21 protein-coding genes and 2 pseudogenes are annotated in these 18,267 nt (G+C 72.4%); 15 read left to right on the forward strand and 8 right to left on the reverse strand.

Annotation, left to right across the window (positions count from 1 at the left end):
• Positions 1-3: 3 nt before the first annotated feature.
• Both ACIBTV_RS26340 and ACIBTV_RS26345 read right to left on the reverse strand, forming a co-directional pair.
• Entirely contained in the window at positions 4-501 is a 498-nt protein-coding gene (locus ACIBTV_RS26340; protein WP_396709113.1) for an SRPBCC family protein, read from the reverse strand.
• Positions 498-1,112: a DivIVA domain-containing protein gene (locus tag ACIBTV_RS26345; RefSeq protein WP_396709115.1), complete on the reverse strand. Its 615-nt coding sequence runs from the start codon at positions 1,110-1,112 to the stop codon at positions 498-500. Before ACIBTV_RS26345 ends, ACIBTV_RS26340 begins: the two co-directional genes overlap by 4 nt.
• Before the next feature lie 150 nt (positions 1,113-1,262).
• Here ACIBTV_RS26345 and folP point away from each other — a divergent pair, with 150 nt between their 5' ends.
• Positions 1,263-2,132, forward strand: coding sequence for a dihydropteroate synthase (folP, locus tag ACIBTV_RS26350; RefSeq protein WP_396709117.1), 870 nt, complete (start codon positions 1,263-1,265; stop codon positions 2,130-2,132).
• Between the two features lie 11 nt (positions 2,133-2,143).
• Here folP and ndhC read toward each other — a convergent pair whose 3' ends face one another.
• Positions 2,144-2,521, reverse strand: a complete 378-nt coding sequence (gene ndhC, locus ACIBTV_RS26355) for an NADH-quinone oxidoreductase subunit A (protein ID WP_396709119.1) — start codon at positions 2,519-2,521, stop codon at positions 2,144-2,146.
• Positions 2,522-2,649: 128 nt separating this feature from the next.
• Between ndhC and ACIBTV_RS26360 the strand changes: the two genes are divergently transcribed.
• From ACIBTV_RS26360 to ACIBTV_RS26370, 3 genes are all read left to right on the forward strand, one after another.
• Positions 2,650-4,071 (forward strand): hypothetical protein, encoded by a 1,422-nt coding sequence (locus tag ACIBTV_RS26360; RefSeq protein WP_396709120.1) that lies wholly within the window; start codon positions 2,650-2,652, stop codon positions 4,069-4,071.
• A 279-nt stretch (positions 4,072-4,350) separates the two neighbouring features.
• Entirely contained in the window at positions 4,351-6,198 is a 1,848-nt protein-coding gene (locus ACIBTV_RS26365; protein ID WP_396709122.1) for a 2-oxoacid:acceptor oxidoreductase subunit alpha, read from the forward strand.
• The gene (locus ACIBTV_RS26370) at positions 6,191-7,225 is read left to right on the forward strand and encodes a 2-oxoacid:ferredoxin oxidoreductase subunit beta (RefSeq protein ID WP_396709124.1); all 1,035 of its coding nucleotides are present in this window, start codon (positions 6,191-6,193) and stop codon (positions 7,223-7,225) included. Before ACIBTV_RS26365 ends, ACIBTV_RS26370 begins: the two co-directional genes overlap by 8 nt.
• A 74-nt stretch (positions 7,226-7,299) precedes the next feature.
• Here the strand turns inward: ACIBTV_RS26370 and ACIBTV_RS26375 are convergent, their stop codons facing one another.
• A complete protein-coding gene (locus ACIBTV_RS26375) occupies positions 7,300-7,947 on the reverse strand; it encodes an FMN-dependent NADH-azoreductase (protein WP_396709126.1) in 648 nt (215 codons plus the stop codon).
• An 82-nt stretch (positions 7,948-8,029) separates the two neighbouring features.
• Between ACIBTV_RS26375 and ACIBTV_RS26380 the strand changes: the two genes are divergently transcribed.
• Entirely contained in the window at positions 8,030-8,512 is a 483-nt protein-coding gene (locus ACIBTV_RS26380) for a MarR family winged helix-turn-helix transcriptional regulator (protein ID WP_396709127.1), read from the forward strand.
• Positions 8,513-8,516: 4 nt separating this feature from the next.
• On the opposite strand, the gene ACIBTV_RS26385 is transcribed toward ACIBTV_RS26380, so the two are convergent.
• The gene (locus tag ACIBTV_RS26385; RefSeq protein ID WP_396709129.1) at positions 8,517-9,530 is read right to left on the reverse strand and encodes a potassium channel family protein; all 1,014 of its coding nucleotides are present in this window, start codon (positions 9,528-9,530) and stop codon (positions 8,517-8,519) included.
• A gap of 163 nt (positions 9,531-9,693) precedes the next feature.
• Between ACIBTV_RS26385 and ACIBTV_RS26390 the strand changes: the two genes are divergently transcribed.
• The 4 genes from ACIBTV_RS26390 to ACIBTV_RS26405 all read left to right on the forward strand — a co-directional run bounded on the left by ACIBTV_RS26390 (position 9,694) and on the right by ACIBTV_RS26405 (position 12,729).
• Positions 9,694-10,206 (forward strand): sigma-70 family RNA polymerase sigma factor, encoded by a 513-nt coding sequence (locus ACIBTV_RS26390; protein ID WP_396709131.1) that lies wholly within the window; start codon positions 9,694-9,696, stop codon positions 10,204-10,206.
• 13 nt (positions 10,207-10,219) lie between these two features.
• Entirely contained in the window at positions 10,220-11,341 is a 1,122-nt protein-coding gene (locus ACIBTV_RS26395; RefSeq protein WP_396709132.1) for a hypothetical protein, read from the forward strand.
• Between the two features lie 161 nt (positions 11,342-11,502).
• Positions 11,503-11,994: a helix-turn-helix domain-containing protein gene (locus ACIBTV_RS26400; protein WP_396709134.1), complete on the forward strand. Its 492-nt coding sequence runs from the start codon at positions 11,503-11,505 to the stop codon at positions 11,992-11,994.
• A 132-nt stretch (positions 11,995-12,126) separates the two neighbouring features.
• Entirely contained in the window at positions 12,127-12,729 is a 603-nt protein-coding gene (locus tag ACIBTV_RS26405) for an ATP-dependent Clp protease proteolytic subunit (protein WP_396709136.1), read from the forward strand.
• A gap of 242 nt (positions 12,730-12,971) precedes the next feature.
• Here ACIBTV_RS26405 and ACIBTV_RS26410 read toward each other — a convergent pair whose 3' ends face one another.
• Positions 12,972-13,331, reverse strand: a complete 360-nt coding sequence (locus ACIBTV_RS26410) for a winged helix-turn-helix transcriptional regulator (protein ID WP_396709138.1) — start codon at positions 13,329-13,331, stop codon at positions 12,972-12,974.
• 116 nt (positions 13,332-13,447) lie between these two features.
• Between ACIBTV_RS26410 and ACIBTV_RS26415 the strand changes: the two genes are divergently transcribed.
• Positions 13,448-14,296: an SDR family oxidoreductase gene (locus ACIBTV_RS26415; protein ID WP_396709140.1), complete on the forward strand. Its 849-nt coding sequence runs from the start codon at positions 13,448-13,450 to the stop codon at positions 14,294-14,296.
• 212 nt (positions 14,297-14,508) lie between these two features.
• Positions 14,509-14,973: a hypothetical protein gene (locus tag ACIBTV_RS26420; protein ID WP_396709142.1), complete on the forward strand. Its 465-nt coding sequence runs from the start codon at positions 14,509-14,511 to the stop codon at positions 14,971-14,973.
• A gap of 67 nt (positions 14,974-15,040) precedes the next feature.
• Here the strand turns inward: ACIBTV_RS26420 and ACIBTV_RS26425 are convergent.
• Positions 15,041-15,193, reverse strand: a pseudogene (locus tag ACIBTV_RS26425) (GNAT family N-acetyltransferase); the annotation flags it as partial.
• Here ACIBTV_RS26425 and ACIBTV_RS26430 point away from each other — a divergent pair.
• The 3 genes and pseudogenes from ACIBTV_RS26430 to ACIBTV_RS26440 all read left to right on the forward strand — a co-directional run.
• Positions 15,190-15,662 (forward strand): annotated as a pseudogene (locus ACIBTV_RS26430) (GNAT family N-acetyltransferase); the annotation flags it as partial. The pseudogenes ACIBTV_RS26425 and ACIBTV_RS26430 sit on opposite strands and share 4 nt — an antisense overlap.
• 51 nt (positions 15,663-15,713) lie before the next feature.
• Positions 15,714-16,079 (forward strand): hypothetical protein, encoded by a 366-nt coding sequence (locus ACIBTV_RS26435; RefSeq protein WP_396709144.1) that lies wholly within the window; start codon positions 15,714-15,716, stop codon positions 16,077-16,079.
• A gap of 52 nt (positions 16,080-16,131) precedes the next feature.
• Positions 16,132-16,566, forward strand: coding sequence for a hypothetical protein (locus ACIBTV_RS26440; RefSeq protein WP_396709146.1), 435 nt, complete (start codon positions 16,132-16,134; stop codon positions 16,564-16,566).
• 25 nt (positions 16,567-16,591) lie between these two features.
• Here the strand turns inward: ACIBTV_RS26440 and ACIBTV_RS26445 are convergent, their stop codons facing one another.
• Complete coding sequence (locus tag ACIBTV_RS26445; protein WP_396709147.1) at positions 16,592-17,320, reverse strand: VOC family protein; 729 nt, start codon at positions 17,318-17,320, stop codon at positions 16,592-16,594.
• Positions 17,321-17,547: 227 nt separating this feature from the next.
• On the opposite strand from ACIBTV_RS26445, the gene ACIBTV_RS26450 reads away from it, so the two are divergent.
• On the forward strand, positions 17,548-18,033 hold the full coding sequence (locus tag ACIBTV_RS26450) for an isochorismatase family protein (protein ID WP_396709149.1): 486 nt from the start codon (positions 17,548-17,550) through the stop codon (positions 18,031-18,033).
• Positions 18,034-18,267 lie beyond the last annotated feature (234 nt).

The following is an 18,267-nucleotide window of genomic DNA, read 5'->3' on the forward strand; positions in this document are numbered from 1 at the left end:
GGGTCAGGGAAGGCGGCCCTGCTCCACCAGGCGACCGAACCTGCGCAGCGCCTGGGTCAGGCCGAACTTGGAGCCGGGCCAGAGCACCGGCCAGGCGACCCGACCGGCCGGCCCGCCGGGCAGGTGGAACCACTCGTGCCACACGACCTGCGTGCGGTCGCGGGCCAGTGGGGTGCAGCGCAGCACGCCGGGACCACGCAGCAGGGCGCCGCAGTGCACCACACCTATCTCGTAGGGCTCGTCGACCCGGACAACCCGCATCTCGTCGCGCAGCTCGGCCGGGCCGAGGGCGGTCACCGCCTCGATCAGGCTGCCCTCACGCCCGTCGCCCTCCTTGACCCGGACCCGGGTGAAGGGGATCCACGACGACTGGCGCTCCCAGGCCAGCAGCGCGGCGAACACCCGCTCCGCCGGGGCGTCGACGATCACCGTGGCGGTCACCTCGCCGGCGCCCGGCTGGGCCGCCTCGCCCAGGCCGTCCACGCCGTCGGATCGGGTCACGTCGACTCCGAGGACACCACCGGTCCGGGCCGCGCCGCCCCCTCGGCGGGCTCGCCACCGGCGGGCGCCGTGCCGTCAAAGTCGGCGGGCGAGGTGGTGGGGTCGGGCAGGCCGCTCCGCCGCCCGGCGGTGCCCGCCTGGCCGTCCGCGGTCACCGTCACCGGCCCGACCGCCGGCCCCACCGGGTCGGCGTCGGTGGTCGGTCCGCCGGAGGCGGCGCCCGGCACCGCGGCCACACCGTTGGTGGTGGCGCCGGCCGCCTGCTCGCGGGCACGGCGCAGGACCTCGGCGTCGGCCGTCCGCCCCTCGCGCAACGCGGCCACCTCCGCCTCCAGGACGCCGATCAGCTCGGACTTGTAGCCGATGTCGTAGGCCGCCCGGCGCATCGCCTGGTCGACCTGGGTCATCTGGTACCCACGCAGCACGGTGTCGAACCGGACGTCCGCCACATCCGACTCCCGCAGTGGGCGGTTGCCCGGCAGCGGCACGGCGCGCCCGTCCGGCTCGGCGGGCGCCAGGCCCGGATCCCGGCCGGTGACCAGCACCGTCACCCCGAACACGACCGCCGCGACGGTCAACGCCACGACCAGCATGAGCAGTACCTGACCCATGAAGAGATCGTGGCATGCCGACCGGGCCGGAGCGACCCCGCCACCCACGCCGGTACGACCTACCGCGCAGAAGAGCGGTTGCCGGACCGGCTAGCGTCGGGACCGGCCGGTGGTGTGGGTGAGCCGGCCGGTGGACCGTGAGGAGGCGGCATGGCCGGTGAGCTCCGGCTCGGTGGGCGGAGGTTCGCCCCGGGCGAGTTGGTGGTGATGGCGATCGTCAATCGCACACCGGACTCGTTCTTCGACCGGGGGTCCACCTTCGCCGCGGACAGCGCGCTGCGAGCGGTGGAGCGGGCGGTGGCCGAGGGCGCCGGCATCATCGACATCGGCGGGGTCAAGGCCGGCCCCGGCGCCGAGGTGGACGTGGCGGAGGAGATCCGTCGTACGGTCGACACGATCGCCGCCGTCCGGGCGGCCTTCCCCGACGTCGTGATCTCCATCGACACCTGGCGGGCGGAGGTCGCGGTGGAGGCGGTGGCCGCCGGGGCGGACCTGCTGAACGACACCTGGTCCGGCTCCGACCCGGCGCTGGCCCGGGTCGCGGCCGAGACCGGCACCGGTCTCGTCTGCTCGCACGCCGGCGGGCTGGCACCCCGTACCCGGCCGCACCGGGCCGCCTTCGACGACGTGGTGGCCGACGTGATCGCCACCGTCACCGGCCTCGCCGAGCGCGCGGTGGCCCTGGGCGTACGCCCGGACGGCATCCTGATCGACCCGGCGCACGACTTCGGCAAGAACACCCACCACTCGCTGGAGATCACCCGGCGGCTGGGCGAGCTCAGCGCGACCGGCTGGCCGCTGCTGGTGGCGCTCTCCAACAAGGACTTCGTCGGCGAGACCCTGGACCTGCCGGTCGCCGAACGATTGGAGGGGACGCTGGCGGCCACGGCCGTCTCGGCCTGGCTGGGCGCCCGGGTGTTCCGCGCCCACCAGGTCCTGCCGACCCGCCGGGTGCTCGACATGGTCGCCTCGATCCGCGGTGACCGCCCTCCGGCGGCCACCCGGCGCGGCCTCGCCTGATCCCCGGCGGGTCAGGTCCAGCGCAGGATGTTCCTCCGCCAGGCGTAGAGGATGCCCAGCGCGAGCACCGCCACGAAGATCGCCATCTCGACCACCGTGACCAGGCCGAACCCGGGCCGGTCGAAGACCACCGCCCAGGGGAAGAGGAACACCGCCTCCACCGCGAACAGCACGTAGAGGTAGGCGTAGACGTAGTAGCGGATCTGCATCTGTGCCCAGTCGCCGCCCACCGGATCGAGCCCGCACTCGTAGGTGGCCCGCTTGCCGGGGGGATCAGCCGGTCGGCCGGGGCGTAACACCCGATTGGCCGAGAACGCCGTCACGAAGAAGACCACGCTGACGAGCAGCACGAGCCCGAGCGTCGCGTACGAGCCCAGGTATCCGGTCACGCCGGCAGCCTACCGCCCACCCCGGGCAGCACGTACCGAACACGTTACGGATTTGTTTCCCCGCGGGACTAGTGCCGCCGGGCAACTGTTACGAACATTGGACGCCACACCCGTCGTACGGAGGACACATGACCCGCGCGAGGACCGCCGGCCGAGAGGCACGTCGTCGGCACCTCCCCGCGCTGGCCGTCTCGATGACGCTCGGCCTGGTGGCCGCGGCCGTCGTCGTGCCCGCCTGGGCCACCGCCGCCTCCCCCGCGACCGGCCCGGTCGCGGGCATCACCGGCCCCGCCGAGGATCCGGGCGGGGACCCGCCGACGGGAGAACCGACCGGCCCGGGAGAGCCGACCAGCGCCCCGTCGACGATGGAACCGCCGGCCGAGACGACCCCTCCGCCGCCGGTGACCACCGAACCCGCCCCGCCGACCAGTTCGGCGCCCTCCACCACCCCCACCACGACGGCGCCCAGCGCGAGCCCCTCCATGACGACCCGTCCGCCCCTGCCGCCGGACCGGCCGCCGCTTCGACCGACGGCGCCCGGGAACGATCCGGCCGCCCCACTGCTCGGGGTACGGGTGACCACCGGCGACGTCGCCGTGCCCGCCCGGTACTGGAACTCGGCCAGCACGGCCACCACCCTGCGGGTCACGGTCACGAACACCGGCCGGGTGGCACAGCGGATCCGGCTCACCTACATCCTGCCGCCGGGGTTGACCGACGCCGGCACCGAGGGCTGCGCCGCGCAGGGCGGCGGCAGCCACCGCTGCGGGGAGTGGACGGCCGAGGCGGGCGCGCGCTTCAGCACCATGGTCCGGGTCCGGGTCGACGGCACGGCCTGGCGACAGATGCCGCTCAGCGGCTCGGTCGCGGTGACCGCGAGCGCTCCCGGGACGACCGGCCCGGTCAGCGACCACGAGGGCTTCGCGGTGCTCTTCCCACCGGGCCCGCCGGCGCCGGGCATCGCGCTGGAGACCGGCGAGGTGGCCTTCGACGTCAGCGGCGAGGCGCCGGACCTCGCCGTGCGGCTGGGCAACACCGGCACGGTCGACGCCTCAGGTGGCATCGAGGTGGTTCTTCCCGCCGGGGTCACCGTGCCGGTGCCGCCCGCCGGCTGCGCCGCGGTCGACGCCACCCGGACCCGCTGCGACGTGGGCACGGTCCTCGCCGGGGAGGCCGCCGAGCTGCGCCTGCCGGTCGAGGCGACGCCCGAGGCCCAGCGACAGGCGCCGTTGTCGGGTGCCGTCATCGGCACTCTCGACCCGCGTAGCGGACAGAGCCGGCAGGTGCAGATGAGCTTCCGGATCACCGCGGCGGCGGCACTGGCCACCCCGGTCGCCACCGGCGCCGCGCCGACCGGCTCGCAGGGCGTGCTGACCGACGGGACGGCCGTCGGCTCGGCCGGTGGGGGCGACTCGGTCCGGCGTACGGCGATCACCCTCATCGCGGTGTCGGCCCTGCTGGTCGTGCTGGCGCTGGGGCTGGCCACCACCTCGCTGCGTCGCCGCCTCTCCGGGCCGGTGAACGAGGCCGCGTCGGCGCCGCGCGATTGAGGTTCACGGGGCCGGCGGTGATCTCGATTACGGCGCGCGATATGAAACGCCACTAAGTGGTGAATTTCACCCCCTGATCCGGTCTCAGTCGCCCAACACCCGGGGAAGGTGACGGGTCGATCCGACGTAGGCTCTCAGGTGAGAAAACACAACGGGCCGGGCCGATCACGTCCGGTCGGGTGCAGCGGTGCGTCAAGGAGGTCACGTGGCCGGGCAAGGCGAGGTCACCATCATTGCGAGCCGCCCGCGCGACCGCGCGCAGCGAAGCGAGGTGCAGGCGTGACCAAGCAGATCCGTCAACTGGACCGGGTGGTCATCCGGTTCGCCGGCGACTCCGGCGATGGCATGCAGCTGACCGGTGACCGGTTCACCTCGGAGACCGCGCAGCTCGGCAACGACATCTCCACGCTGCCCAACTTCCCCGCCGAGATCCGGGCGCCCGCAGGCACCCTGCCGGGTGTGTCGAGCTTCCAGGTCCACTTCGCCGACTACGACATCCTGACCCCGGGTGACGCGCCGAACGTGCTCGTGGCGATGAACCCGGCCGCGTTGAAGGCCAACCTGGTCGACCTGCCGCGCGGCGCGGACATCATCGTCAACACCGACGAGTTCACCAAGCGCAACCTGGCCAAGGTGGGCTACCAGGTCAGCCCGCTCGACGACGAGACGCTCGCCGGCTACGTGGTCCACCCGGTGGCGCTGACCTCGATGACGATCGGCGCGCTCGCCGACCAGGAGGTGTCCAAGAAGGACGCCGAGCGGGCGAAGAACATGTTCGCCCTCGGGCTGCTGAGCTGGATGTACTCCCGCCCGTACGAGTCGACGCTGCGGTTCCTGGAGCGCAAGTTCGCGGCCCGGCCGGAGCTGGTCGCCGCCAACGTCGCCGCCTTCCGGGCCGGCTGGAACTTCGGTGAGACCACCGAGGACTTCGCGGTCCGCTACGAGGTCAAGCCGGCGAAGATGCAGCCCGGCACCTACCGCAACATCACCGGCAACGCGGCGCTCTCGCTCGGGCTGGTCGCTGCCGGCGTCCGCTCGGGGCTGCCGGTCTTCCTCGGCGCCTACCCGATCACGCCGGCGTCGGACATCCTCCACGAGCTGAGCAAGCACAAGAAGTTCGGCGTGCTCACCATGCAGGCGGAGGACGAGATCGCGGCGGTCGGCGCGGCGCTGGGCGCGTCGTACGGCGGCTCGCTGGGCGTGACCACGACCTCCGGCCCCGGCGTGGCGCTGAAGAGCGAGACGATCTCCCTGGCGGTGGCCCTGGAGCTGCCCCTGGTCATCGTCGACGTGCAGCGGGCCGGGCCGTCGACCGGCATGCCGACCAAGACCGAGCAGGCCGACCTCAACATGGCGCTCTACGGTCGGCACGGCGAGGCCCCGGTGGCCGTGATCGCCCCCAAGTCGCCGTCGGACTGCTTCTACGCCGCGCTGGAGGCCGCCCGGATCGCGCTGACCTACCGCACCCCGGTCATCCTGCTGTCGGACAACTACGTCGCGAACGGCTCCGAGCCGTGGCTGCTGCCCGACGTGGAGTCCCTGCCCGACCTGCGGGTGGAGTTCGCCAGCGCGCCGAACGGCGAGGACGGCACGACCTTCCTGCCCTACCTGCGCGACCCGGAGACCCTGGCCCGGCCGTGGGCCATCCCCGGCACCCCGGGCCTGGAGCACCGGATCGGCGGCCTGGAGAAGGCCGACAAGACCGGCGACATCTCGTACGACCCGGCGAACCACGACTTCATGGTGCGTACCCGGGCGGCCCGCATCGAGACCATCCCGGTGCCGGACGTCGAGGTCGACGACCCGGACGGCGACGCCCGCGTGCTGGTGCTCGGCTGGGGCTCGACGTACGGACCGATCGGGGCCGCCTGCCGTGGGCTGCGCCAGCGCGGTCTGTCGATCGCCCAGGCGCACCTGCGACACCTGAACCCGATGCCGGCCAACCTCGAGGCCGTGCTGCGCTCGTACGACCGCGTGGTCATCCCCGAGATGAACCTCGGCCAGCTCGCCCACGTGGTCCGGGCGCGCTACCTGGTCGACGCGATCAGCTACAACCAGGTCCGCGGCCTGCCGTTCACGGCCAACGAGCTGGAGACGATGCTGGAAGAGGTCCTGAAGAATGTCTGAGCCCATCGCCCTCAAGCTCACCGCCAAGGACTTCAAGTCCGACCAGGAGGTGCGCTGGTGCCCCGGCTGCGGTGACTACGCCATCCTCGCCGCCGTCCAGCAGTTCATGCCGGAGCTGAACATCCCCCGGGAGCGCATCGTCTTCGTCTCCGGGATCGGCTGCTCGTCCCGCTTCCCGTACTACATGAACACCTACGGGATGCACTCGATCCACGGCCGCGCCCCGGCGATCGCCACCGGCCTCTCCGCCTCCCGCCCGGACCTGTCGGTCTGGGCGGTCACCGGCGACGGCGACGCGCTCTCCATCGGCGGCAACCACCTGATCCACGCGCTGCGCCGCAACGTCAACCTCAAGATCCTGCTCTTCAACAACCGGATCTACGGGCTGACCAAGGGTCAGTATTCTCCGACCTCCGAGGTCGGCAAGATCACCAAGTCGACGCCGGTCGGCTCGGCGGACGCCCCGTTCAACCCGTTGTCGCTGGCCCTCGGCGCCGAGGCGACCTTCGTCGCCCGCACCATCGACTCCGACCGCAAGCACCTCCAGTCGGTGCTGCGCGCCGCCGCCGAGCACGAGGGCTCCGCGTTCGTGGAGATCTACCAGAACTGCAACATCTTCAACGACGGCGCGTTCGACCAGCTCAAGGAGCCGGCGACCCGGGACGACTACCTGATCCGGCTGGAGCACGGGCAGCCGATCACGTTCGGCAAGGACGGGCAGTTCTGCGTCGTCCACCCGCCGGGCGGCTTCGGCCTGGAGGTACGCGAGACCGCCGCCACCAGCCCCGACGAGATCGTCGTGCACGATGCCACGGTCACCGACCCCGCGTACGCCTTCGCGCTGTCCCGGCTGCCCGGCCTCGACCTGCGCAACACGCCGATCGGTGTCTTCCGCTCGGTCGACCGGCCGTCCTACGACAGCGTGGTGCAGGGCCAGTTGGCGGCCGCCCGGGCGAAGGTCACCGAGACTCCGGAGCAGCAGCTCGCCGGGCTGCTCAACAGTGGGGACACCTGGACGATCCTCTGACCCGTCTGCTGACGCCGAAGGGCGGGCCGTTCCGATCGGAACGGCCCGCCCTTCCGTCTTCCGGGCGGCGTCGGTCAGGCCACGGTCGGGGCCGGCACCCACAGCTCGTCGATCGCGCGCTCCGCGGCGGCGAGGCTCTCCTCGTGCAGCGGGATCAGCTCGGCCATGGCCGGGGTGACCGGGGCGAGGCTGAGCTCGCAGGCGATGAGGCGCGGCTCCAGGCCGGTCAGCGAGAGGCCGTGCGGCAGCCACGGCGAGGCGTGGTCCCAACCCTCGCGCGGGGTGCCGGGGCTGTAGCCGCCACCCCGGCTGGCCAGCACGATGAAGTCACGGCCGCCGAGCAGACCAGCGTTGGTCGTCGGGTCGTACGACAGGCCGGCGGCGATGAGGTGGTCGACCCATGCCTTCACGCTGCTCGGCGCGCCGTAGTTGTAGAGCGGGAGGCCGAGCAGGACCGTGTCGGCCCGCTTCACCTCGTCCACCAGTTCCTCGGTCAGCTGCCACGATGCCCGCTGCGCGGGCGTGTGCTGGTCGGCGGGGAGCATCCGCGCCAGGGCGCCCGCCTCGTCGAGGTGGGGCAGCGGGTTCCGACCGAGGTCGCGGTAGGTCACGGTTCCGTCCGGGTTGGCGGCGCGCCAGCCGGTGACGGCGCGAGCGGTGAGCCGGCGACTGACCGACTGCTCCCCCCGGATGCTCGAGTCGATGTGCAACAGGTGTGCCATTGGATAACCCTTCGCAGATCGTTAGTGCCGGGCAAACCATTTATAGCAGGCCCATCTTCTGTGCGTGGGTAGACTGGGTCACATGTCTGCGGGGGAGGCCGGCCAGATGGAGCGCCCGTCCGGCGCACTGCTTGATCACCTGGCGCGGCGGATGAGACTGCGAGCGGAATCCGTGCTCGCCCCCCTCGGCCTGCGCCCCCGGCACATCGTCGCGCTCACGGTGCTGCGCACCTCCGGCGACATCAGCCAGCAGGCGCTCGCCGGCACCCTCCAGATCGACGGCACAAACGTCGTCGGGCTGCTCAACGACCTGGAGGCGGAGGGGCTGGTCGAGCGGAAGCGCTCAGCGGAGGACCGCCGCCGGCACGTGGTCAGCATGACCGAAACCGGCACGAAACGGCTCCGCGAGGCCGAGTGCGCCCTCGCCACCGTCGAGGACGAGGTGCTCGGCGCCCTCAGCCCGGCCGAGCGCGAGACGCTCTACGAGTTGCTCTGCCGCGCCGCGAGCGCGCCGGTCACCTGCGCCGAGGCCGCTGCCGAGGGGGCCCCGGACAGCTCCTGCTGACCGGTCAGGCGACCGTCGTCGACTGCGGCCGGTCGTCGCGGACGTGCACCAGCATGTCGCCGGTCTCGATCACCGCGCCGGCCCGGTCCGCCAGCGTGACCACCTTGCCCCGGCGCACCAGCGCGATGACCAACGAGTCCAGCTCACGTGGCGAGCGGCCGACCTCGTCCCGCTCCGCCGACCGCATCGCCAACGCCATGCCCTGCCCCGGCGTGAGCAGGTCCTCCACGACGTCGATCAGCGGCGGGGCGGACGTCGACAGGCCCAGCAGGCGACCCGCGGTGGCCGAGGAGACGATCACGTGGTGCGCGCCGCTCTGCTTGAGCAGCGGAGCGTTCTCCGCCTCCCGCGCGGCGGCGATGATCCGCACCTGACCGGCGGTCAACTGCCGTACGGTCAGGGCCACCAGGACCGACGCGTCGTCGCTGTCGGTCGCGATGATCACGGCCTTGGCGGTGCGTACGTGCGCCTCGTCCAGGGTCGCCGAACGGGTCGCGGAGCCCTCGATCGCGACGAGCCCGGCGGACGTGGCCTGCCGCAGCGCCGCGCCGCTGCGCTCGACGATGATGATGCGGGACTTGTCGAGCCCGTTCTCCAGCAGGGCGGTGACCGCGCTGCGGCCCTTCGTGCCGTAGCCGCAGATGATGACGTGGTTTTTCACGGTCTTCCTCCACCGCGTCAGCCGACGGCCGGTCCGGTACTGCTCGGTCAGGACTTCCAGGGTGGTGCCGACCAGGATGATCAGGAACAGCACCCGCGCCGGGGTGATGAACACGACGTTCACCAGCCGGGCGCTCTCGCTGAACGGGGTGATGTCCCCGTAGCCGGTGGTCGAGAGGGTCACCACCGTGTAGTAGAAGGCGTCGAGGAGGGTGATGCCGTCCTCGTTGACGTCGCGGTAGCCGTCCCGGTCCAGATAGACGACCGCCACGGTCGCGAAGACCAGGCCGATCGCGGCCGCCAGGCGCAGGCTGAGCGCACTGAGGGGGCCCCGCCGTTGCGCGGGAAAATGGATCACCGTCGCACCTGCTCCGTCGCCTGCACGCCCACAACATAGCGGGTACGCGGAGATCCGCACGCCGGGGTCGTCGAGCGGGGCAACCGGCCCGGACCCCGCACCCGACTACCTGACGGCAGCGACGAACCGGCCGAGGCCGGCAGACAGGGAGGGCGTACCCCTCGTGACGACAACCGGCGGGCGACGAGCCGAGGCCGACGCTGAGTACACCGACTACGTGCGCTCCCGGATGGTGCGGTGGCGGCGCACCGCCTACCTGATGACCGGCGACTGGGACCGTGGCGACGACATCCTGCAACGGGTGCTCACCGAGCTGTACCGCAACTGGGCCCGCGCCCGCCGGGCGGACCACCTGGACGCCCTCGTCCGGACCATGCTGCTCCGGCGCCTGCTGGACGAACGGCGGCTGCGCTGGGCCCGGGTGGCGCTCGGCGCCGCGCTGCCCGAGCGGCACACCGACCCGGTCGACCCGACCGACCGGATCACCCTCATCGGGGCGCTGCGTCAGGTGCCGCCCCGACAACGCGCGGTGCTCGTGCTCCGGTACTTCCAGGATCTCAGCGTCGAGGAGACCGCCCACGCCCTCGACTGCTCGCCCGGCACCGTGAAGAGCCAGGCCGCGAAAGGCCTGTCCACCCTGCGTGCCCTGCTCGCCCCCACCCTGACCGCCCGCTGAGAAGGGAACCACCATGCTGGACGAACGTGAACTGGCGGACCTGATGCGGTCCGAGGTCGAGGCGGTGGAGACCCGCTCCACGGTGCTCGACGTGGACCGGGCGATGACCCGGGGGCGGCGGCAGCGCCGGTACGCCCAGGGCGGCGCCGCGGCGTTGCTGGTGGCCGCGCTGATCGCCGGGGGGATGACGGTGCCGGGCCTGCTGGCCCCCGACCGGGCGCCGATCAGTGCCGGGTCGGCCGACGGGACGCTCGCGGAGGGCGCGACCGCTCTGCCGGCGGCGTTGACCGTCGTGGACCCCACGGTGCGGCACGTACGGTTCGAGTGGCTGCCGGACGGTGTCCGCACCGTCCAGTACCAGGCCGGGCTGCTGCAATCCGGGCCGGGCGTGTACCTGGGTGCCACCACGGGCGCACCGGGCGACCGGTGGCGCGGCGTCTCGGTGAACCTGTACCCGAAGGGGGTCGAGCCGTCGGCCCCGCAGCGCGACGACGGCGCCCCGGCCCGCCCGCTCGGGACCAGCGTCGGCCCCGACCTGAACGGCGTCCCGAGCACCTTCGCGCGGTACTCCGGGGCAGATCAACCCGAGGCCATCCTGCGCTGGCGGTACGCCCCGGACGGCTGGGCACAGGTCCGGGTCTTCGGCGGCTCGGGCGACGCGTCGGACACGGCGGTGCGGGTGGCCCGGTCGCTGCGGTTCGGTCACGATCCGGTGTCGCTCCCGGTGCCCGTCCGGGGCGTACCCGAGACCTTGCGGGTGATCACGCTGGACGTGTCGGAGACGCGCGGCGACCCGCTCTCCTGGTCCGCGACGACGACCTGGTCGGCGGAGCCGCCGGGCGCCGCACCCGCCCAGCAGCGCGCCCGCACCCTCACCGTCGGTTTCTACCGCCACCGACCGGACACCGCCCCGGGGCACAAGGCGCACCCCGACCCGAACACCACGGTCGGCGGCCGTCCCGCCCGGTTCGGCGGGCAGGGGGGCGACGAGTCGCTGACCGTCTACGACGTCAACGGGGTCGACGTCGTCGTCGACGATCACGCGCTGCTGCCCGCCGGCGGCACGCGGACGCTGTTCGGGCAGCTCGCCGTCGGTTCGACGGCCGCCGGCTGGCTGCCGCACCTGCACCCGTGACGCCCCCGCGGCGACGGACGCCCCGTCACCCGGGCGCCCGTCGCCGCGCTCGGCGTCGACGACCAGCCGCTCGGCCGGCGGCGGCACCGGACGGAGCCGGCCGTCGGCGGCGGGCATGATGGGGGTGTCCCCGGAACGACGACCGCGAGAGTGAGGCCGGCATGTCGTTGCTGCGACGGGTGATAGGTGGGGTGCTGCGCCGGCTGCGCCTGCGGCAGGGCCGCACGCTGCGCGAGGTGGCCGAGGTTGCCGGCGTCTCCGTGCCCTACCTTTCCGAGGTGGAACGGGGTCGTAAGGAGGCCTCCTCGGAGGTGCTGGCGGCGATCTGCCGGGCGCTCGGCATCCACCTCTCCGAGCTGCTGGAGGAGGCCCGGGACGACCTGCGCCAGGTCGAGCCGCGGGTGCCCGCCGCACCGCGCGGGCTGACCACGCTGGAGCCGGTCCCGGCGAGCCGACGCGACGGCGGGCCGGCCCTGCCGCTGGGGCCGCGTACGCCGCGGGCGATGCTGCACCGCGGTCCCGGCGCGAGTGGGCCGACCCTGCGGGTGGACCGGTTCGGTCCTCGGCCGGCGGCGCGCCCCGGTCCGCGTACCGTCCGGTTGATCGGCTGCCGACGAGCCCGCACGGGCCCGCGGCGGCTGACGACCGTCTAGGGGCTGTCGTTCTGCCGGCGGCAGATTCGCCGCCGGCAGAATCGCTGGGCCCGCCGCCGAGGCCGCGCGCACGCTGGTGAGGCCGGTTCCCGGGCGGTCCCACCGCCCGCCGGCACGCGGGAGGGCGGCGCGATGATCGGTTACGAGGCTGTGCGGATGCTGGACGACGGGCGGCCGTCCTTCGGCGACCAGGTGTTCGAGCGGCTGCTGAAGGAGCGCATCGTCTTCCTCGGCTCGGAGGTCACCGACACGACGGCGAACCAGATCTGCGCCCAGATCCTGCTGCTGGCGGCCGAGGACCCCGAGCGGGACATCTTCCTCTACATCAACTCGCCGGGCGGCTCGGTCAGCGCGGGCATGGCGGTCTACGACACGATGCGGTACGTCCGCAACGACGTGGCCACCCTGGCGATCGGCTTCGCCGGCTCGATGGGGCAGTTCCTGCTGTGCGGCGGCACGGCCGGCAAGCGGTACGCGCTGCCGCACTCGCGGATCATGATGCACCAGCCGTCCGGGGGTTTCGGCGGGACGAGTGCCGACATCACCATCCAGGCGGAGAACCTGCTGCGCGTGAAGCGGAGCATGCAGGAGTTGATCGCCCGGCACAGCGGTCGGACGCTGGAGGAGATCCAACGCGACTGGGACCGGGACCGCTGGTTCACCGCCGACGAGGCCCGCGAGTACGGGCTGATCGATCAGGTGATCACGGGCGTCGACGAACTGGCGGTGAGCTGAACGGCGGCGGCGGCCGGCGATGGTCCCGCCGGTCGCCGCCGCGCACCGTCAGGGCAGGGTCAGCGTGACGCGCCTCCGAACAGCGGCTGAGCACCGACAGCGGGTCGAACACGCCCCTCACTCGCGTCCGACGCCCGATCGTGGGATTACCACGACCTGTCGGCTCTCGGTTACTGAGAGACTATGCGCGCCGGGAATCCCGCGCCCGCGCTCGCGCCGCAGCGTCTTCCCACCGAATCTCGTTACATCGCCTGGGCGTCGTAGCGGACCCGGGCGGCCTCCACCTCGTCGAGGTGGGTGGTCGCCCACGCCTCCAGCCCGGAGACCAGGTCGAGCAGACTGCGCCCGAGGTCGGTCAGGGCGTAGTCGACCCGGGGCGGGACGGAGGCGTGCACCTCGCGGGTGACCAGGCCGTCGCGCTCCAGGGCGCGTAGCGTCTGGGTGAGCATCTTCTGGCTCACCCCCTCGATGCGCCGGGCCAGGTCGCCGTAGCGCTTGGTCCCGTCGGCGAGGGTGAGCACCACCAGGACGCTCCACCGGTCACCGATGCGGTCGAGGACCTGCCGGCTGCCGCACCTCTGGCTGTACACGTCGGGCTTCACGACATCACTCTCCCACAGGGCGCTTACGCACTTCAAGGTGCCTACTCTCCAACGGGAAGTAACGGGAAGTGCTTCCCGTTGGAGCAGAGGTCCGACCCACTCGAGAGGGAGATCGCATGTCCATCGTCGTCACCGGTGTCACCGGCCACCTCGGTCGACTCGTCGTGGAATCGCTGCTCAGCCGGGGCGTACCGGCCGACGACATCGTCGCGCTCGGCCGGGACACCACCAAGCTCGCCGACCTCGCCGAACGCGGGGTGACCGTGCGGCACGGCGACTACAACGACCCCGCGTCGCTGCGCACCGCCTTCGCCGGCGCGGAGAAGCTGGTGTACGTCTCCGGCAACGAACTCGGCCGCCGGGTGGCGCAGTCCCGCAACGTGATCGACGCGGCCAAGGAGGCGGGTGTCGGCCTCATCGCCTACACCAGCGCCCCCAAGGCGGACCGGTCCGGCCTGATCCTCGCCAAGGAGCACTACGCGATCGAGCAGGAGATCGCCGCCTCCGGCCTGCCGTACGTCTTCCTCCGCAACAGCTGGTACCTGGAGAACTACACCGACCAGGTCCCCACCTACCTCCAGTACGGGGTCGCCGGCGCCGCCGAGGACGGCCGGGTCAGCGCGGCCACCCGTGCCGACTTCGCCGAGGCCGCCGCCGTGGTGGTCACCACCGACGGCCACGCCAACCAGGTGTACGAACTGGGTGGCGCGCCGTTCACCCTGACCGAGCTGGCCGAGGAGCTGTCCCGGCAGACCGGCCAGGCCGTGACCTACACCGACCTGTCCGAGGAGAAGTACGCCGAGGTGCTGGTGGGCGCGGGCGTACCCGCCGACTTCGCCGCCGTCCTCGCCGACAGCGACCGCGGCCTCGCCCGCGGCGAGTTGGAGGTCGAGGGCGACGACCTGGCCCGACTCATCGGTCGTCCGCCGGTCACCCTGGCCGAGGCGCTCCGCACCGCGCTCTGACGGCGTCCGCCGGCCGCCCCGCCCGCACCCGCGGGCGGCCGGCGGGACCGGGACGACGCCACAGGCGTACCTGGTGGCCCGCAAGCCGCGCGGGTGACCGCCGAATCGAGATCGACGGAGGTCACAACCCCGTCTACAGTGGCCAGCCAGCGGTCAGGGCGTCAGTTCCGCCCACGCAGACCGACCAGCACCACACACGGGGAGACATCACCATGCCCACCATGCGCCTGCGCGCCCTCGGTACCCTCGCCGCCCTGGCGGCCCTCGCCGGCCCGGTCGCCGGCTGCGAGAAGAAGAGCGAACCCACGGCCGGCGCGCCGACCGGTGCCGCCGCCAGCCCGACGGTCGACGTCGCCGCCAACAGCAAGACGGTCTGCGCCGCCGCACTGGACGCGGTGAAGGCCGGCTTCGTCGGCATGGCGGACGACGCCATCGCCCAGATCGACAAGCCGGTCGCCGAGGCCGAGAAGAACCGGCTGATCCGCGAGCGCTACACGACCATCGTGACCGGCCTGCGGGCCCAGGCGCCCCAGGCGGCCGACCCGGCCGTACGCGGCTCCTTCGAGAACCTGGCCACGGCGATCGAGCAGCGGATGGCCGACGCGAAGGCGATGGAGGTCGACGAGCCCACCCTGGAGAAGCACCTGACCGCGATGGACACGGCCTGCGGCAACTGATCACCGGGTCGACCGGCAGGTGCGCCGCTCCTGCCGGTCGACCCCGCCGCACGATGCTGGACGCCCGTCAGCCGACGACGGGGCTGCGGCGTTCCACCAGGATGACGTCCCGCCAACGGCCGTGATGCCGACCCACCCGTTCCCGGACGCCGAGGACCCGGAATCCGGCCCGCTCGTGCAGGGCGAGGCTCGCCGTGTTCTCCGGGAAGATGCCGGACTGATCCGCGCCACGCCGCCGCGTTCTTCGGGCATCTCTTCGACAAGCGGGTGCACCGGCAGACGATCTGGACGATCGGTCACGGCGCGTCGGTCGCGATCTGGGAACCGCCCGCGGTCGCCGACGGACCGGGCGACGACAGCCTCGCCGCCGAGCTGCCCCCGCCGAGTTGAGCCGGGTCCACGCGTACGAGCGGGCGGTCCACGCCGCCCTGCCGACCACCCCGTTCTGGTACCTCGGCGTCCTCGGCGCCCACCCCGACTACGCCGGCCGCCGCTGGGGTCACGCGGTCATGCGGGCCGGGCTCCGCCGGGCCGCCGAGGAGGGCGTGCCAGCCGTCCTGGAGACCAGCAACCCCGGCAACGTCGAGGTCTACCGCCGCGCCGGCTGGGAGGTCGTACGCGTCGTCGAGGAGCCGCTGCCGACCTGGATCATGCAGCAGTCGCACGCGGTGCACACCTCGGACCGGTAGCCCCCGTCGGGAGGGGCTGCCGCCGGCGGCGGACGCCGATATCCTGCCGCGATGGAGGCGACAGTTCAGGCGACCGCGGGCACCGGCCGACGGGTGTGGGGCCTCACCTGGGTGCAGCTGACAGTCCTCGCCGCGTACGCGTACGCGGCGGTCGCGTACCTCCTCGCCGAGGCCGACCACTTCCCCGAGCAGGCGCCGCCCGGCTGGTCCTGGCCGGCGGTGGCCGCCGTCGGCGTGGGCTACGTCCCGGCGCTGATCTGCCTGCTGCTGGCCCTGCCGTTACTGGCGTCCACCGCCGCCCGCGACGCACAGCCGCGCTGGCGGCTGCTGGCGGCGGTCAGCGGCGCCAGCGTCCTCATGCTGCTCGTGATGGCGACACCGCCCGGGTGGGAACTGTTCGACTGGTACGTCGGCTAGCACCGCACGCCCGCGCGTTGTGGCCCCGACGGCGCCCGGTTAGGGTCCGGTGGTGGCGGCCGAAGCAGCGGGCGCATTTCGCCGGACCGCGATCGAGCGTTCGGATCAGCGCATCTCCTGGGACCGAACGGACCAGGCCTTCTTCGCCTCCGGGGCGTGTCACATCCTGGCCTGGGTGTGCCGGGACACCTACCCGGACCGGGCGATCGACATCGCCGGGATACGCCTCGCCGGCGGCTGGCAGGTCTTCCACGTCTACGCCCGCTGGGACGGCTGGGCGTTCGATCACTCCGGCTGGAATCCCGAGCCGGAGTTCCTGGCGGTCAACGTGGCCTTCGAGGGCCGCCCGCTGGAGCACATCGCCATTGTGGACAGCCTCGCCGATTTCTGCGCGACGCACCACTCCCGGACGCCGGACCGATACTGGCAGGACCCCGTCCCACGGGCCCGCGACTACGTGAGTCGATACCTCCCACCGTGGGCGTGACTGTGAGCGGTGACGAGGCTTCGGGTCAGCTCGGGCTGAGGAGGCAGAACTCGTTGCCCTCCGGGTCGGCGAGGACCTTCCACGGGACGTCCAGGTCGATGGTGGTGGCGCCGAGCGCCCGCAGCCTGGCCGCCTCGGCCGCCAGGTCGTCACCCGGATAGGGCCGGACGTCGAGATGGACCCGGTTCCACACGGTCTTCGGGTCCGCCGTACGGATGAACTCCAGATAGGGGCCGACGCCCTTGGCGGAGCGGAGAGCCGCGCTGTCGTCGGTCACCTCGTGCACGACCCAGTCCGTGGCCTCACCCCAGAAGCGGGCCATCGCTCGCGGGTCCGCGCAGTCGACCACCACCGCCGCGATCGGCCCCGTGTCCCGGTACCGCGGTCGCGGGTCAAGCACGCAGAACTCGTTGCCCTCCGGATCGACCAGCACCGTCCATGGGACGTCACCCTGGCCGATGTCGGCGGGTGTGGCGCCCAGATCCGTCAGGCGCGCGACCAACTCCGTCTGGTGCTCCACCGAGGTGGTGGCGAGGTCGACGTGGACACGGTTCTTCACCGTCTTGGGCTCCGGGGAGACGACGAGATCGATGCAGACCGCGACAGGGTCGGGGTAGACGAAGCCCTCGGGTTCGAGGTTCGTCACGCCGGGTCCCTCGCGGGAGGCCTCCCAGCCGAGCACCTCCGCCCAGAAGCCGCCCAGGGCGGAGTCGTCCCGGGCCTTCATGTTGATCTGGACGAGCCGCGTCACCATACCGGCGATCCTAGGGCTGACGGTTGATCCGCGTTGTTCACCACCGTCGCGCCCCGGTCGGCGGTGGACCCCGATGCAGCAGTGCGCAGGTCTTCTGGCTGGCGCGATTGCCACACCGTTCGGCCGCGGCATGGACGGTGACACTCCTGGGCCTGCCGAGCTGTTAGGTTCACATAGTGTCGTCACCCCTTACCCAGCCGATCGCCGCCGGACGTACCGCGCTGATCGTGGTGGACCTGATGCCGCGTATCGTCGAGCAGGACATGGGTCCCCACAAGGGCTCCGACGTGGTGGCCCGCGCAAGCCGTCTGGTGACGGCGTTCCGCCGGGCTGGCGGCACCGTGGTGCTGGTCCGGGTGGATCGGCCGGGCGTCGCCGAGCAGCCACCCGGCAGCGGGTTCGTCCCGGAGATGCAGCCGCAGCCCGGCGACATCGCCGTCGTGAAGCGGACCATCGGCGCGTTCTATGGCACGGACTTGGCCGACCGGCTGCGGGAACGCGGTGTGGACACAGTGGTCATGACCGGTATTGCGACGACGATGGGCGTCGAGTCGACCGCGCGCGCCGCATCCGATCACGGGTTCGAGGTCATCTTCGCGTCCGATGCGATGAGCGGCATGACAGCCGGCGAACACGAGCACGCACTGACGGTGGTCCTGCCCCGGTTCGGCGAGGTGGTCACCACCGACGAGGTGCTCGAACGGCTCAGATGAGGTCGCCCGCCGCGCCCACTCACGGCCGGATTCGAGGCCACCGTCAACGACAGGATCGCTGAGCTCTGACCGGCGTGCCGTAGCCCAATTGATGTCGCCGTTCCGGATCTCGCCTCGGGGTCGCGGTTGACCTGGGCAGATGACTCAAGGTCTTTCCGCGCCTGTTCCGCGACCTGCGTCGCCACGCTGGCTGTCACGTCCAGGAGCTGGCCGTCGTTGACCGCCGCCGCCCAC

It is taken from the genome of Micromonospora sp. NPDC049366, from assembly GCF_044466625.1.
GTDB lineage: Bacteria > Actinomycetota > Actinomycetes > Mycobacteriales > Micromonosporaceae > Micromonospora.